This is a genomic window from Sphingomonas sanguinis, from assembly GCF_001476905.1.
Lineage (GTDB): Bacteria > Pseudomonadota > Alphaproteobacteria > Sphingomonadales > Sphingomonadaceae > Sphingomonas > Sphingomonas sanguinis_B.
The window spans coordinates 115,874-129,800 of the sequence record NZ_LDTE01000010.1; the positions used below are offsets into that span (position 1 = coordinate 115,874).

The window sequence follows — 13,927 nt, forward strand, 5'->3', positions numbered from 1 at the left end:
GCCATGCACTGGACGTCGGCCCTCGCGATCTACGTCCTGTTCTGGTTCCTCGCCGTGTTCCTGGTCCTGCCCTTCGGGGTCAGGACCACGCACGAGGTCGGTGCCGAGCATATCCCCGGCACCGCCGAGAGTGCGCCGCACGTCTTCCTGATCGGGCGCTTCTTCGTTCGCACGACGATCGTCGCGACGGTGATGTTCGTGCTGTTCTATCTGAACTATGTCTATGGCTGGATCACCGCCGACATGCTCGACTGGAGCGGGGTAAGCCGGGGCGTCTGACGTGGCGCGTGCGTCCCGCCTGTTCGATCTGCTTCATCTGCTCCACCGCCAGAGCGGCGTCGTGTCCGGGCGGCATCTGGCCGAGCGGCTCGGTATCTCGCTTCGTACGCTGTACCGCGATATCGCGACGCTTCAGGCGATGGGTGCGGATGTCGAGGGCGGGGCAGGGGTGGGATATCGCCTGAAGCCCGGTTTCATGCTGCCGCCGATGAGCTTCCCCGTCGAGGAGGTCGAAGCGCTGGTCCTGGGAGCGCGCATGGTCGCCGAGCGGGCGGACCCGGCGATGGGGCAGGCGGCGCGTAGTGCTGCCGCGCGGATCATGCGCGCGATGACGCCGGAACAGGCCGAGGCGATGCGCGGCACCCATTTGTTTATCGGCCCGCACGCCGAGCCTTATGAGGCAAAGGTCGATCCGGCCCCCTTGCGCGCGGCGATCCGCAGCGAGCGACGCCTGTCGCTGATATACCGCGATGCGGAGGGGCAGCCTTCCGAACGGATCGTCTGGCCGTTTGCGATCGCCTTGTTCTACAGGGCGGATGTCCTGCTCGGCTGGTGCGAGTTGCGGAGCGACTATCGGACGTTTCGCATCGACCGGATCGTTGCGGCGCGCGTTCTGGAGGGGCGCTATCCGCGTCGCCGCGCGGTGCTACTGCACGAATGGCGAGAGGCGAACGACCTTCCGCTGGAGCGCTTCCTGCTGACGGAAACTGACGCGGGCCTCGCATAGGCAAAGGCTTCTCGAACCAAGGAGCTATGCCATGACCTGTCCGGAAACAACGATCCTGCTGCACGTCGCCGATACGGCCGCCAGCGCGGAATTCTACCGTCAAATTCTAGGCCGTGAGCCGCTGGATGTCAGCGACGCCTTTGCCCTGTTCGCCCTGTCGCCCGGCCATGCACTGGGACTCTGGCAGCGTGACGTGATCGATCCGCCCTCCGACAGTCCCACGGGGAGCATCGAGATCGGGCTCAAGCAGAACCGCCGCGAGGGAGTGGATGCTCGTTACGCCGAATGGGTGCGCAAGGTGTGACGATGCTGATGCCGCCCACGGACCGACCCTTCGGGCGAAGCTTTGTCGCGCTCGATCCCGACGGGCATCGGGTGCGGGTCTATGCGCTGAACGGCTGAGCGCCGTAGCGAGTCACCGCAACCGCTCGATCGCCTGGGCCAGTGCGACATAGAGCTTGCCCATGTCCGAGGAGAGCAGCGTCACGCCCAGCGGCGATCCGTCGCGCTGGGCGAGCACGCCGCGCAGCATCGCTTCAAAATCATGGATGTAGCGGTTCACATGGTCGCGGAACTTCGCATCGTCGTCATACAGGTCGGCGATGTCGCGCGCCTGATGCGAGTCTAGGATGCGCACCGCGCGCCGGGTGAAGACACCGCGATCCCCCTTGAGATAGGCGGCCCAGGCGCTGTCGGTGACCTCGGGCGCATAAATCTTGGTGATGTCGATCGACGCGGAGTTGAGCGATTCGACCAGCAGAGAGGCCCGACGTGCGAAATTGTCGCGGTCGGCCTCTTCGCGTTCGGTCCGGGCGTCTTCGATCCGAGCTTCGACGAGTCCCGTCTTCTCGACGATCAGGTCGGCCTGGCGCGCCAGCCGCTCGGTCGCGCGGGTCGCGGCCTCGACCGCGCCTTGGGTCGCGTCGATGATGGCGTGAACCTGTCGCTCGACCGTGTCGCCGGTGGCGCGGCGCATCGCCTCGGCGCTCGCCTGTTCCAGCGCCTGGGCGGCCTGGGGAATGACCTCGGCCAGCGTCTCGCGCGCCTTTTCGGCGGCGGTCGCGGCGGTTTCGCGCACATGCAGCAGCGCATCGACCAGCTTGGGCGCGGCTTCGTCGGCGAAGCGATGGGTGCGGTCGATCGTCTCGTCGACCATCATGCCTAGTGCATCGGCTTTCGCCCGACCGCTGGTCAGCGTTTCGATCAGCGAGCCGGACAGCGTCTCCAGTGTCTGGCGCTGTTCGGCGATGACATCGGCAATGGCCTCGATCGCCTCATGCGTGCTCTCCGCCGCGGCGACCAGTGCGAGCAGTTCGGGCTTGGTCTGCACCACGACCTCGTGGCTGGCATGCATCCGCTGGTCGAGCCGGCCCAGCGCCTCGGGCAGGGTCTCGTCGATCTCGCGCGCGGCGGCATCTAGGGCGATGAGCAGCGTCTCGGTAGTGCCGATGACGCGGTTGGCCATGGTCTCGCCCGCCTCCAGCGCGCCGGTCATCGCATCCGCCGAGCCGCCGAGCGCGCTGATCGAGGCGGCGAGCATCTGCGACTTCTCGGTCCCCTGGGAATGGAGCACGGCGATCCGTGCCTCCACTCGGTCCAGCGCGGTGTCGAGCGTGTCGATCATCGCCTCGCCCGCGATACGCTGCGCCTCCAACTCGCCGGTCAGCCGCGTTACCGCACCGTCGACCGTGGTGATCCGTTCGGCCAGCGCGTCGGCACTGTTGCGGGCGGCGTTGTCGAGCGCGGCCTGGTTGGCGCTGACCATCGCCAGCATCGCCTCGCCCTGCGCTGCGATACCCTTGCGCGACTGGTCGATCGCCTCCGCCGTGCGGTCGAGCAGTTCGTCGATGGTGACCGCGACATTGGCGGTGACGTTTTCCAGATGCTCGCTGGCGGTCCGGCTGGTCGCCTCCATCTGTTCGATATGGGTGGCAAGCCGCAGCGCCGCACCGCTGGCGATCGTGTCGGCGTCCTGTCCGCGCCGGCCGAGCGCCACGAACTGCGCGTCGAGCGCCGCCGCATGGCTTTCCGCCGAGCGGGCCGCCTCTGCCATCCGATCGCTCGCCTCGCCGACCTCGTCCGCCGCGCGGGGTAGGGCGTCCAGCAACTGGGTCAGGCTTGCCTGGCTGGTCCCGGCGATCTCGGCTAGCGTCCGGCCATGCGCCTCGACCATCTGGATATCGTCGGCCAGATCGCGGGCGATGGTGTTGAAACGGGTTTCGGCCGCCTGCGCCATTTCAGACAGGGCAACCGCCTGGGCCGACAATTCGGAGCGGTTCGCGGCCAGCGCCTGGCCGATCGCCTCGACCGCGCGCTCCAGCGCCATCGCTTCGATCCGCATGTCGTGCGCGGTCATGGCGAAGCGGCGCTGTTCCGCGCGGCTGGTCCGCTGCACGATCAGCCAGAGGATGGCGATCAGCATCGGTCCGGCCAGCGCCATGGTGACGAGCGGTGCCAGCGTGGCGGGCGACAATTCGGACGTGCGGCTCAGCCCCCAACCCAGCACCGCTCCGGCCCAGACCAGCGCCGCCGCGATGGCCAGGATCATCGGCGCGCGCGCGGGCGGCGTCGGCTCGGCGGGATCGGCGCCTTCGTCCAGCCACGGACTGTCGGCGAGGGGGAGCGGCGACGGCGCGGCTTCATCGGCCGGGAATGGCGCGGGATAGGCCGCCTGCTCGGCATCCACGTCCGGCATGTCCGACCTGTCCTGACGCTCCGCGCGCAAATCCACGATCATCTGAGCCCCCGTGTCACAATGGGTCGGTTTATCACGTTTGTTCGTCGCAGAAAGCGAATTGCGCTATTCCGTGCATCGCCTCTCCCGGTTTAGGGGGGAGCGCATGACTTATGAGCACGGTATGATGGACTCTGCCCTGGCGGCGGTGGCCGGTGATGAACCGGCCGTCATCCAGGATTTGCGCTGCGCGTTCGTCGAGGGCGTGACGCGCGCGCTGGAGTCGATGCGCCTAGCCGGGGACGGCCAGGAATGGCGCGAAGCGTCCTTGCGACTCAAGGGCTTGGCCGCCAGCGTCAATGCGTTGCCGCTGATGACCCTGGCCGGGCAGGCCGCGGACCGCGACACCCGCGACCCCGCGCTGTTGGACAAGATCGCCGAGGTCGTTGCCCGGCTCTGAACGGTGGCTGGGCCGGGGCGGGCGACCGCTTCGGACGCACGGGGCTGGCATGGCGGGCGGCAAGCGCCTAACAGCACGCCATGCTGTCCGGTCTTCTTTTCGCGATTGACGACGCCGACGACCGCCCCGGGCGGTTGACGGCCACCTTGCCGTTCGCAGGCGTCACCCTGATCGAGTATCAGGCGCGGCTGCTGATGGCGGCGGGGGCGGCGCAGATCATCATCGTCGTCGCCCGGCTGACCCCCGAGTTGCTGGGCGCCATCGCGCGCATCGCCCAGCGCGGGGTCGTGGTCGATACGGTGCGCAGTGCGGTCGAGGCGGCCGAGAAGCTGCATCCGCTGTCGCGGCTGGTGGTGCTGGCCGACGGGCTGATCACCACCGAGGACACGATCGCGATGGTCCTGCGAGACACCGGGCATGACGCGCTGATCGTGTTGCCCGAGGCGGCGGCCGAACCGGGGCTGGAGCGGGTGGGCGGGCACATGGCCTGGGCCGGGGTCGCCCGGCTCGATCCGCGCCGGGTGGCCGAGGTCGCCGCGTTGCCGCGAGACTATGACCTGCAATCCACCCTGTTGCGAATGGCGGCGCAGGCCCGTGCAACGCATATCCTGCTGCCCGCCGATGCCGAGAAGGCGGGGCACGGCATCGTGCACCGCGCCGAGACGCTGGACGTGCGTGGCCGCGCGGTCGTGGCCCGGTTGGTGTCGGGACGGCGCAGCTGGTTCGATCGCTATGTCCTGGCGCCGGTCGCGCGGCTCGCCTTGCCGCGCCTGGTCGAGCGCGCCGTGCCCGCACATGTTGCCGGGGGGGCGGGCGTCGGACTGGGCGTGTTGGGTCTGGTGCTGATCCTGTTCGGTTTCCCCGCGCTCGGCCTATTTGCGGCGGTTGCGGGAATGCTGGGCCTGGGCCTGGGCGAGACGCTGGCGGGCTTGCGTGACGAACAGGGGGCGGCCCGTGCCCAGTCGGCAGCGATCGCGGGACTGGCCGCGCTCGCCATCGCGGCACTGGGGTGGCAGCAATATCGGATGGGCGGTGATGAAGTCGCCCCGGTCCTGGCGCTGATGCTGGTGATCCTGGGCAGCCTGGCGGAACGGGCGGGGCTGTATCGCTTTCGTCGGCGCTGGTGGGCCAGCCCGCCTGCCTATCTGATGGTCCTTTGGCCCATGACCCTGTTGGGGGCCGGCGTCTGGGGACTGGCCCTGGCGAGCGTCTATGCGATCGTCACTTTGGCGTCCGCAATCGAGACATTGCGGTCGCAAGTTTAGTGTCGCTTTAACGTCATAGGGTTTAGCGGTGCCGGATGGCGGTCGAACCGGACCCATTTCAGGCTTCCGAATGGCAGGGCGCGGCATTGTCCGCGCGCGTCGCGGCGGCGCGTGCGCGTGCGGTCGCCCGGCGCGAAGGAGCGCTCGCGGACCTGGGTCTGGCCGATGACGTCCGGCTGACCGAGCGAATCCGGTTTGAGGTGACGACCCGGCTGCGCACGCTGGTGGAGACGGTGGCGCGCGACCTGCTGCGCCAGGTGGAACGCCTGACCCCCGATGGAGAGAGTGCGAGCCCGATGCCGCCCCCCGGCACCGTGTTCGAGCGGATGCGACAGGCGGGATGCCTGAGCGACGCTGGGCTCATGACCGAATTGGTGGCCCAGGTCCGGCAGGCCTTGCTGGCCGAAGGATTGCCGATCGACAGCATGGCGGGGGATGCGCCCAGCCTGCTCGTCCGCCTGACCGAAGCGCCCGACCGGATCGTCGCGGCGGCGGCGCGCGGCGTGCTGGTGGCCGAGGGGGGTGTCCGCACTGCCGGGCTGGAGGGCGAGGCGGTGGCGCTGCCCGCCGAGCAGCATCACCGGCTAATCTGGACGATTGCGGCGATGCTGCGCCAGGGCGGCGATGCGGCTCGTGACAAGGTGCTGGCCAAGGCGGCGGAGCGCGTGCTCGCCGCGCAGGAGGCCGGGGATCGGCCGCTCGCCGCGACGCTGAAGCTGGCCGCCGCCATCGACGCACGCGCGGCGGAACTGCCCGAATTGCTGGTCGAGAGCCTGTCCGATCGCCAGCTGGGCCTGTTCATCGCGCTTCTGACCCATGCCTGCGGGATGGACGTCGACCTGGTGCGCGAGATCGTGCTGGAACCGGAGGGGGATCGCCTCTGGCTCGTGCTGCGCGCGCTCGATATGGACCGGGCGACGATCGCGCGGATCGGCTGGGCCCTGTGCGAGGCCGATGGTCGCCGCGACGTCGAGGGCTTTGCCGACGCGGTCGAGGCGATCATGGCGGTGTCGCCGGAGGATGCCCGCCAGGCCATCGCGTCCCTGAGGCTGCCTCGCGCGTTTCGCGAAGCGATGGAGCGTTTGGAAGGTTTCGCGCGTCGATGACCTCGATGGATAGCCCCGGCGAATCGATGGTCGCGCGTGCCATTCTGGACGCAGGCGACCATATCCTGTCGGCCGACCCCCCGATCGAGCTGCTGCACATGCGTGCCGGGGGCGGGGCGGGGGACCGGATGGCGGTGCCGCCGATCGCGCGAGTGGCACGGCTGGCCCGGCGGCTGGGCATCACGGTGTCGCGCAAGGTGGTGGTCGCCGATGACGAGGGGGATCTCGACCTGTGGGTCCAGGCCCGGCCCGAAACCGGGCAGATCCGCCTGAGCGTGAGCGGCTGGCGCGACCGTAACGCGTGGAAGCCGAGTGCGCCGCCGCCCGATCATGCCGCGGCCGGCGCCGATTTCCGCTGGGAAACCGATGCGGCGCTTCGCTTGACCTTCCTGTCGCCGGGGGCTGGCCTGCGTCATGGTTTCGATGCCGAGGCGATGCTGGGGCGTCCGCTGAACGCGTTGTTCCTATTCGATCCCAAGGCGACGGGCACAAGCCGCTTGCTGGACGAAGCCGCACCGCTCGATGGACGCGGGGCCCGACTGCGTCCGACCGATGCGCCGGTGCGGCTGTCGGCGGCGATCCGCCATGACGGCATGGGCGGGATTGCGGGTCTGGTCGGCGCGACCTTCCTGATCGACGAGCCCGGCGAGGACGATACGGACGTGCTCATTCCGCCGGGCGGTCCGCCGCTGACCGAGACATTCACCGCCGGGCTCGACAAGGCACTGCGCACGCCTTTGGCGCGGATCGTCGCCAATGCCGACAGCATCGCGGCGCGGGCAGACGGGCCGATTGCGGCGGAATATGCCGACTATGCGAACGACATCGCCCATGCCGGACGGCATCTGATGGGGCTGGTCGACAATCTGGTCGAGTTGCAGGCGATCGAGCAGGCCGATTTCCGCCTGACCGCGACGCCGATCGACCTGGCCGATGTGGCGCGCCGCGCGGGCGGACTGCTGGGCGTCCGTGCAGAGGCGGCCGGGGTGACGATCCGCCGCCCCGCGCTGTCGGAGGGCCTGCCCGCGCTCGGCGATTTCGGCCGGTCGCTGCAGATCATGATCAACCTGATCGGCAATGCCGTGCGCTATTCGCCACGCGGCGGCGAGGTGGTGGTCACCGCCGAGCGGGACGGCGAATGGGCGCTGGTCAGTGTCGCCGATCGCGGCAAGGGCATCGCGCCCGAGGATCAGGCACGCATTTTCGAGAAGTTCGAGCGCGTCGACCCGAGCGAGCCGGGCGGCACCGGCCTTGGGCTCTATATCGCCCGTCGCTTGGCCCGCGCGTTGGGCGGCGAGTTGAGCGTCGAGAGCGTGCCGGGAGAGGGGGCGACCTTCACCTTCCGCCTTCGGTCGCGATAGGTCGGATCGCTTCCGCCCCCTGGATGTGGGGCGCATATCGTGCGTAGATTACGGATACCGCAACTATGCGCTGAAACATCAAAAAAGGGCCCCCGAAGGAGCCCTTTTCGTGTCCGCGAACGAACGCTCAGCGCCGCCTTTTGGGCAATCGCCGGGCGATCAGGATCAGCAGCAATCCCCCGACCGCGACGAACGCACCGCGATCGGCCCATTCGCCGCGACCGAGCATGAAGCTTTCATCGGGCCAATGAATGTATCCCAGGCCCTGACCGATCCATAAGCCACCGGTCAGCGCCAGAAGGACGCCGATGGCGATCAGGATCGGCCGGGCCCGGTTCATGGCTTAGCGCTGCTCGACCGGGACGTAGGAACGCTGCGTCGGGCCGGTGTACAGCTGACGCGGGCGGCCGATCTTCTGGTCGGGATCGGTGATCATCTCGTTCCACTGTGCGACCCAGCCGACGGTGCGAGCCAGGGCGAACAGCACGGTGAACATCTCGGTCGGGAAGCCGATCGCCGACAGGATGACGCCCGAATAGAAGTCGACGTTCGGGAACAGCTTCTTCTCGACGAAATAGTCGTCGTTCAGCGCGATCTCTTCGAGGCGGAGTGCCGTCTCGAACAGCGGATCGTTGACCTTCAGCGCGTCGAACACTTCGCGCACGGTCTTCTGCATCACGGTCGCGCGCGGGTCGTAGTTCTTGTAGACGCGGTGACCGAAGCCCATCAGGCGGAACGGATCGTTCTTGTCCTTGGCGCGCGCGATGAACTCGGGGATACGCTCGGGCGTGCCGATCTCGCGCAGCATGTTGAGCGCGGCTTCGTTCGCGCCGCCATGCGCCGGACCCCAGAGGCAGGCGATGCCCGCCGCGATGCACGCGAACGGGTTCGCACCCGACGAACCCGCCAGACGGACGGTCGAGGTCGACGCGTTCTGCTCGTGATCGGCGTGCAGGATGAAGATGCGGTCCATCGCCTTTTCGACGGCCGGGTTCACCTCATACGGCTCGGCCGGAACGCCGAAGGTCATGCGCAGGAAGTTGCCGGTATAGGACAGCGAGTTGTCCGGGTACAGGAAGGGCTGACCCACGCTGTACTTGTACGCCATCGCCGCGATCGTCGGGATCTTGGCGATCAGGCGGTGCGAGGCGATGGTACGCTGCACCGGATCGTGGATGTCGGTCGAGTCGTGATAGAAGGCCGACAGCGCGCCGACGACACCGCACATGATCGCCATCGGATGCGCATCGCGGCGGAAGCCACGGAAGAACGCCGCCAACTGCTCATGCACCATGGTGTGGCGCGTAATGGTGGTGGTGAATTCCGACAGCTCGCCCTGGTTGGGCAGTTCGCCGTTCAGCAGGAGGTACGCGACCTCCATGAAGCTGCTATTCTCGGCCAGCTCGCCGATCGGATAGCCGCGGTGCAGCAGAACGCCTTCGTCACCGTCGATATAGGTCAGCTCCGACCGGCACGAGGCGGTCGAGGTGAAGCCGGGATCATAGGTGAAGGCACCCGTCTGGGCATAGAGCTTGCGGATGTCGACCACGTCCGGGCCGATCGAGCCCGACATGACCGGATAGTCAAAGCCCTTGCCGCCGATGTCGAATTTCGCGGTGTCGCTCATACTCAATGATCCTTCCTATCTGCGGTCATCTGGTCCGCGATCCGCCCCAGGCTTTCTTCACGGCCCAATACAGCGAGCACGTCGAAGATCCCCGGAGACGTCTTGCGTCCGGTCAAGGCAGCACGGAGTGGCTGGGCGACCTGTCCGAGCTTCACGCCCTCGGCTTCGGCCACCTTGCGTACCGCGTCTTCCAAAAGCTCCGTATCCCAGTTGTGCACCGCGTCAAGCGCGGTGTGAACGGAAAAGAGAATGTCCCGTGCCTTTTCATCGAGCAGGCCGGTGGCGGCGTCGTCCAGGCTCAACGGACGGGTCGCGAAAAGGAACCGCGCGCCGTCGGCCAATTCGTTCAAGTTCGCCGCGCGGGGCTTCAGCGACGGCATGGCGGCGGTCAGCAGCGCGACGTCCTCGACACCCATCCGCTTGGCGGTCAGCTCGGCCAGACGGGCGTCATCGGCTTCGCGAATATAATGGCCGTTGAGGTTTTCCAGCTTCTTCAGGTCGAAGCGCGACGGGGCCTTGCCGACGGCGGCGAGGTCGAACCACTTCACCGCATCCTCGCGGGCAATGATCTCGGCATCGCCATGACCCCAGCCCAGGCGGAGCAGGTAATTGTCGAGTGCTTCGGGCAGGATGCCCATTTCGTCGCGATAGGCCTCGATCCCGACTGCGCCATGGCGCTTGGACAGCTTGGCGCCGTCCGATCCGTGGATCAGCGGGATATGCGCATAGATCGGCTCCGCCCAGCCCATCGCCTTGTAGATCGGCAGCTGGCGGAAGGCGTTGTTCAGGTGATCGTCGCCCCGGATGACATGGGTCACGCCCATGTCATGGTCGTCGACCACCACCGCCAGCATATAGGTCGGCGTGCCGTCGGACCGCAGGAGGACCAGATCGTCCAGCTCGGCATTCTGCACGGTGACGCTGCCCTGCACCCGGTCCTCGATCGTGACCGCGCCCTCGCGCGGCGCGCGCAGGCGGACGACGAAGGGCTGGCCTTCGGGCGCGGTCGCAGGGTCCGCGTCGCGCCAGGGCGAGCGGATACGCAGCGGTTGCTTGGCGGCCTGCGCGGCCTCGCGTTGCGCGGCGATCTCACCTTGCGTCATATAGCAGCGATAGGCATGGTCCCGCGCCATCATCTCTCGGGCGACCTCGGCATGGCGGTCGGCGCGGGCGAACTGGAACACGGCGTCGCCGTCCCAGTCCAGGCCCAGCCAGCGCATGCCGTCCAGGATCGCGTCGATCGCGGGCTGGGTCGAGCGGGCGCGATCGGTATCTTCGATCCGCAGCAGGAACTTGCCGCCATTCGCCCGCGCGAACAACCAGTTGAACAGCGCGGTTCGCGCGCCGCCGATGTGCAGGAACCCGGTCGGCGACGGTGCGAAACGGGTTACCACTGGCGTGGCGTTCGACCCGGTGGCGATATCATGTGTTGCGCTCAACCGCGCATACTCCCAATCATGAATTTCGATGGCCCATTCAGCCGCCGCAGCCCCTAGCATCAAGCGTCCGCGCCGCCAAATGTCGTGCCTCATTTCGCTGGAGAATTGGGCGGATGCGGAGCGGGACCAGTTGGCGCTGTGGGGTCCGGTCATGCTGGGCGGCGGCATCGCGGCCTGGTTCGTGCTGCCCGATCCGGTGGCATGGTGCGCGGCGGCATTGCTGGTCGCCGGGGTGGCGCTGGCGGCGCTGACCTGGTCCGGCGGCGGGCGGGTGACGCGGGCGTTGGCGCTGGGTGCATGCCTGATGCTGGCCGGGCTGCTAGTCGCCTGGGTGCGGTCCGAGTCGGTCCGGTCACCGGTCCTCGCACGGTCGGTCATGGCGGACATGGCGGCCGAGGTCGAGCTGGCCGACCGGCTGGCGGCGCGGCAGATCGTGCGGCTGATGCTCCATCCTGTCGACGCACGAGACGGGCGGGGCACCCGCATCATCCTGCCGCCGCGCATCCGAGTGTCGCTGGCGCAAGAGGACGCCCCGGCCGGTCTGGGGCCGGGCGCGCGGGTACGGCTACGGGCGAGGTTGATGCCACCGGCTCCCCCGGTCGCGCCGGGCGGCTATGATTTCGCGCGGGCGGCCTGGTTTCAGGGCATCGGCGCGACCGGGCGGGGCTTTGCGCCGGTCACCGTTCTGCGCGGCGCGGAACGAGTCGATGGCCTTCGCCAACGACTGTCGCGGCGGATCACCACGCATGTCGCAGGCAGCGAGGGCGGTATCGCGGCGGCGCTGGCGACCGGCGATGTCGGTGCGATCGGCGAGGAGGATGCCGAGGCGATGCGCCGCGCGGGGCTGGCGCACCTGTTGTCAGTCAGCGGACTGCATATCACCGCCGTGGTCGGGATCGTCATGGTGCTGACGATCCGGCTGCTCGCGCTCTGGCCGTGGCTGGCGTTGCGTGTCCGCCTGCCGCTGGTCGGCGCGGCGGCGGGGGCGCTGGCGGCGATCGGCTATACCTGGCTAACGGGGGCGGAGGTGCCGACGATCCGGTCCTGCGTGGCGGCGATGCTGGTCCTGGCGGCACTGGCGCTGGGGCGCGAGGCGATGACCCTGCGGCTGGTTGCGGCGGGCGCGTTGATCGTCCTGCTCTTCCGGCCCGAGGCGCTGGTTGGCGCGAGTTTCCAACTGTCCTTTGCCGCGATCACCGCCATCGTCGCGCTGCATGAGCATCCGGCGGTGCGGCGCTGGCTGGGGCCACATCCCGACTGGCGCTGGGCGATGCTGCGCCATCTCTGCGCGTTGTTGGCGACTGGTGTGGTGGTGGAGGCCGCGCTGATGCCGATCGCGGTCTATCACTTTCACAAGGCCGGGCTGTACGGTGCCTTCGCCAATATCGTCGCTATCCCCTGGACCACCTTTGTCGCGATGCCGCTGGAGATGGTCGCGTTGTTGCTGGAACCGTTCGGGCTGGGTGGCCCCTTCTGGTGGTTGCTGGGCAAGGCGCTGGGGCTCTTGCTGGGCCTTGCGCGCTGGGTCTCGGCCATGCCGGGGTCGGTGGTCGCCTTGCCGGTCGCGCCGTCATGGGCTTTCGGCGTGGCGGTGGCAGGGGGGCTGTGGATCGCCTTGTGGCGGACGCGGTGGCGATGGCTGGGGGCGCCATTCCTGGCGCTGGGCGTCATGGTCATGCTTTTGGCCCCCGCGCCCGATCTGATCGTCACCGGTGACGGTCGCCATGCCGCCATCGCGACGGACAAGGGGCTGGCGCTCCTGCGTGACCGGGCGGGGGATTATATGCGCACCACCCTGTCCGAGCTGGGTGGGAGCAGCGCGGAGCCGCTGGCGCTAGCGGATCAAGCCATGGCGCGTTGCGGCCTGGACATGTGCGTGACCCGGTTGTGGCGGGGGGAGCGGACTTGGCGGATCGCCGCGACGCGGAGTGGTTATCCCGTGCCCTGGGCCACGCTCGTTGCTCTATGCGAGCGGGTCGATATCGTGATCGCCGATCGGCGGTTGCCCGCGGCTTGCAAACCGCGCTGGCTGAAGTTGGATGCGCCCGCCTTGCGCCGCACGGGTGGGGTTTCGATCGCGCTCGATCCGCCGATGGTGCGGACGGTGCGCGAACCGGGCGATCGGCATCCTTGGGTCGCGATCGCGGAGGGGAGAGGGCATTGAGGATTGGCGGTGGGTGCCTTTACCGCCTCACCCTCACCCTTTCGGCGCTTTGCGTCTCCCTCCCTCTACCGGTGGGAGAGGGAGTGATGGCCGGACCTTGCCCGGATCAGTCGTAGCGGCGGAGAATGCCCGACAGCTTGCCCTGCACCCGTACTTGTGCGGGGGCATAGCGTTGCGGATCATAAGCCCGGTTGGCGGGGTCGAGCCGGACCATCGAGCCTTCGCGGCGGAAATATTTGAGCGTCGCCTCGCTATCGTCGATCAGCGCCACGACGATCTGCCCGTCGCGCGCCACATCGGTACGACGGATCAGCGCATAATCGCCGTCGAGGATACCAGCCTCGACCATCGAGTCGCCCGATACCTCCAGCGCATAATGCTCGCCCGACCCCAGCAGCGCGGCCGGGACGGCCAGCGTCGAGCTGCTCTCAAACGCCTCAATCGGGACACCGGCGGCGATCCGGCCGTGCAGCGGAATCTCGACCACGTCGTTCGCGGGCTCGGCGAGCGGCTTGGCCGCCGGGATACGGACATTCACGTCGGCCGGAGCGGATACCGGCTTTTCGGGGCGGTCGGGCATCCGCAGAACTTCCAACGCGCGGGCGCGATTGGGCAGGCGGCGGATGAAGTGGCGTTCCTCGAGCGCGGAGATCAGGCGGTGGACGCCCGACTTGGACTTGAGGTCCAGCGCCTCCTTCATCTCCTCGAAGGACGGCGACACGCCGGTTTCCTTCAAACGATCATTGATGAAGCAGACAAGCTCATGCTGCTTTGCGGTGAGCATCGCGATCCTCCGTCCAGAACAGACGTGGAACTTATATGGAA

Annotated in this window: 14 protein-coding genes; 9 read left to right on the forward strand and 5 right to left on the reverse strand. The window is 68.1% G+C overall.

Annotation, left to right across the window (positions count from 1 at the left end):
* The first annotated feature begins 3 nt into the window (after nucleotides 1-3).
* Genes SB4_RS02840 through SB4_RS20540 form a run of 4 tightly spaced genes read left to right on the forward strand, consistent with a single transcriptional unit; the run spans nucleotide 4 to nucleotide 1,408 of the window.
* A complete protein-coding gene (locus SB4_RS02840; RefSeq protein WP_058733369.1) occupies nucleotides 4-279 on the forward strand; it encodes a DUF1467 family protein in 276 nt (91 codons plus the stop codon).
* A 1-nt stretch (nucleotide 280) separates the two neighbouring features.
* On the forward strand, nucleotides 281-1,006 hold the full coding sequence (locus SB4_RS02845) for a helix-turn-helix transcriptional regulator (RefSeq protein ID WP_058751327.1): 726 nt from the start codon (nucleotides 281-283) through the stop codon (nucleotides 1,004-1,006).
* 31 nt (nucleotides 1,007-1,037) lie between these two features.
* On the forward strand, nucleotides 1,038-1,310 hold the full coding sequence (locus SB4_RS02850; RefSeq protein WP_206597979.1) for a VOC family protein: 273 nt from the start codon (nucleotides 1,038-1,040) through the stop codon (nucleotides 1,308-1,310).
* 2 nt (nucleotides 1,311-1,312) lie between these two features.
* Complete coding sequence (locus tag SB4_RS20540; RefSeq protein WP_338112929.1) at nucleotides 1,313-1,408, forward strand: VOC family protein; 96 nt, start codon at nucleotides 1,313-1,315, stop codon at nucleotides 1,406-1,408.
* 13 nt (nucleotides 1,409-1,421) lie between these two features.
* Here the strand turns inward: SB4_RS20540 and SB4_RS02855 are convergent, their stop codons facing one another.
* Nucleotides 1,422-3,743, reverse strand: a complete 2,322-nt coding sequence (locus tag SB4_RS02855) for a coiled-coil domain-containing protein (RefSeq protein ID WP_241488452.1) — start codon at nucleotides 3,741-3,743, stop codon at nucleotides 1,422-1,424.
* A 121-nt stretch (nucleotides 3,744-3,864) separates the two neighbouring features.
* On the opposite strand from SB4_RS02855, the gene SB4_RS02860 reads away from it, so the two are divergent.
* From SB4_RS02860 to SB4_RS02875, 4 genes are all read left to right on the forward strand, one after another.
* Nucleotides 3,865-4,140: an Hpt domain-containing protein gene (locus SB4_RS02860; RefSeq protein ID WP_241488453.1), complete on the forward strand. Its 276-nt coding sequence runs from the start codon at nucleotides 3,865-3,867 to the stop codon at nucleotides 4,138-4,140.
* An 80-nt stretch (nucleotides 4,141-4,220) separates the two neighbouring features.
* On the forward strand, nucleotides 4,221-5,405 hold the full coding sequence (locus SB4_RS02865) for a glycosyltransferase family protein (protein WP_058751328.1): 1,185 nt from the start codon (nucleotides 4,221-4,223) through the stop codon (nucleotides 5,403-5,405).
* 35 nt (nucleotides 5,406-5,440) lie between these two features.
* A complete protein-coding gene (locus SB4_RS02870) occupies nucleotides 5,441-6,511 on the forward strand; it encodes a DUF2336 domain-containing protein (protein ID WP_058751329.1) in 1,071 nt (356 codons plus the stop codon).
* Nucleotides 6,508-7,872 carry a sensor histidine kinase gene (locus SB4_RS02875; protein WP_338112930.1) on the forward strand — a complete coding sequence of 455 codons (1,365 nt, stop codon included), beginning with the start codon at nucleotides 6,508-6,510 and terminating at the stop codon, nucleotides 7,870-7,872. Before SB4_RS02870 ends, SB4_RS02875 begins: the two co-directional genes overlap by 4 nt.
* A 127-nt stretch (nucleotides 7,873-7,999) precedes the next feature.
* On the opposite strand, the gene SB4_RS02880 is transcribed toward SB4_RS02875, so the two are convergent.
* From SB4_RS02880 to gltX, 3 genes are read right to left on the reverse strand one after another with little or no spacing between them, the layout of a single operon-like run.
* Nucleotides 8,000-8,212, reverse strand: a complete 213-nt coding sequence (locus tag SB4_RS02880) for a hypothetical protein (RefSeq protein ID WP_058751330.1) — start codon at nucleotides 8,210-8,212, stop codon at nucleotides 8,000-8,002.
* A 3-nt stretch (nucleotides 8,213-8,215) separates the two neighbouring features.
* The gene (locus tag SB4_RS02885) at nucleotides 8,216-9,499 is read right to left on the reverse strand and encodes a citrate synthase (protein WP_058751331.1); all 1,284 of its coding nucleotides are present in this window, start codon (nucleotides 9,497-9,499) and stop codon (nucleotides 8,216-8,218) included.
* 2 nt (nucleotides 9,500-9,501) lie between these two features.
* Nucleotides 9,502-10,938: a glutamate--tRNA ligase gene (gene gltX, locus SB4_RS02890; protein ID WP_058751395.1), complete on the reverse strand. Its 1,437-nt coding sequence runs from the start codon at nucleotides 10,936-10,938 to the stop codon at nucleotides 9,502-9,504.
* 79 nt (nucleotides 10,939-11,017) lie between these two features.
* On the opposite strand from gltX, the gene SB4_RS02895 reads away from it, so the two are divergent.
* Nucleotides 11,018-13,102, forward strand: coding sequence for a ComEC/Rec2 family competence protein (locus SB4_RS02895; RefSeq protein ID WP_058751332.1), 2,085 nt, complete (start codon nucleotides 11,018-11,020; stop codon nucleotides 13,100-13,102).
* A gap of 106 nt (nucleotides 13,103-13,208) precedes the next feature.
* Here SB4_RS02895 and lexA read toward each other — a convergent pair whose 3' ends face one another.
* Nucleotides 13,209-13,886: a transcriptional repressor LexA gene (gene lexA, locus SB4_RS02900; RefSeq protein ID WP_058751333.1), complete on the reverse strand. Its 678-nt coding sequence runs from the start codon at nucleotides 13,884-13,886 to the stop codon at nucleotides 13,209-13,211.
* Nucleotides 13,887-13,927: the final 41 nt, after the last annotated feature.

Bases quoted from the DNA above. Each gene is read 5' to 3' on its own strand.
- SB4_RS02855 (WP_241488452.1), bottom strand. From the start codon at position 3,743: ATGATCGTGGATTTGCGCGCGGAGCGTCAGGACAGGTCGGACATGCCG.
- SB4_RS02840 (WP_058733369.1), top strand. From the start codon at position 4: ATGCACTGGACGTCGGCCCTCGCGATCTACGTCCTGTTCTGGTTCCTC.
- SB4_RS02885 (WP_058751331.1), bottom strand. From the start codon at position 9,499: ATGAGCGACACCGCGAAATTCGACATCGGCGGCAAGGGCTTTGACTAT.
- SB4_RS02860 (WP_241488453.1), top strand. From the start codon at position 3,865: ATGATGGACTCTGCCCTGGCGGCGGTGGCCGGTGATGAACCGGCCGTC.
- SB4_RS02880 (WP_058751330.1), bottom strand. From the start codon at position 8,212: ATGAACCGGGCCCGGCCGATCCTGATCGCCATCGGCGTCCTTCTGGCG.
- SB4_RS02865 (WP_058751328.1), top strand. From the start codon at position 4,221: ATGCTGTCCGGTCTTCTTTTCGCGATTGACGACGCCGACGACCGCCCC.
- SB4_RS20540 (WP_338112929.1), top strand. From the start codon at position 1,313: ATGCTGATGCCGCCCACGGACCGACCCTTCGGGCGAAGCTTTGTCGCG.
- SB4_RS02850 (WP_206597979.1), top strand. From the start codon at position 1,038: ATGACCTGTCCGGAAACAACGATCCTGCTGCACGTCGCCGATACGGCC.
- SB4_RS02875 (WP_338112930.1), top strand. From the start codon at position 6,508: ATGACCTCGATGGATAGCCCCGGCGAATCGATGGTCGCGCGTGCCATT.
- SB4_RS02895 (WP_058751332.1), top strand. From the start codon at position 11,018: ATGTCGTGCCTCATTTCGCTGGAGAATTGGGCGGATGCGGAGCGGGAC.
- lexA (WP_058751333.1), bottom strand. From the start codon at position 13,886: ATGCTCACCGCAAAGCAGCATGAGCTTGTCTGCTTCATCAATGATCGT.
- SB4_RS02870 (WP_058751329.1), top strand. From the start codon at position 5,441: ATGGCGGTCGAACCGGACCCATTTCAGGCTTCCGAATGGCAGGGCGCG.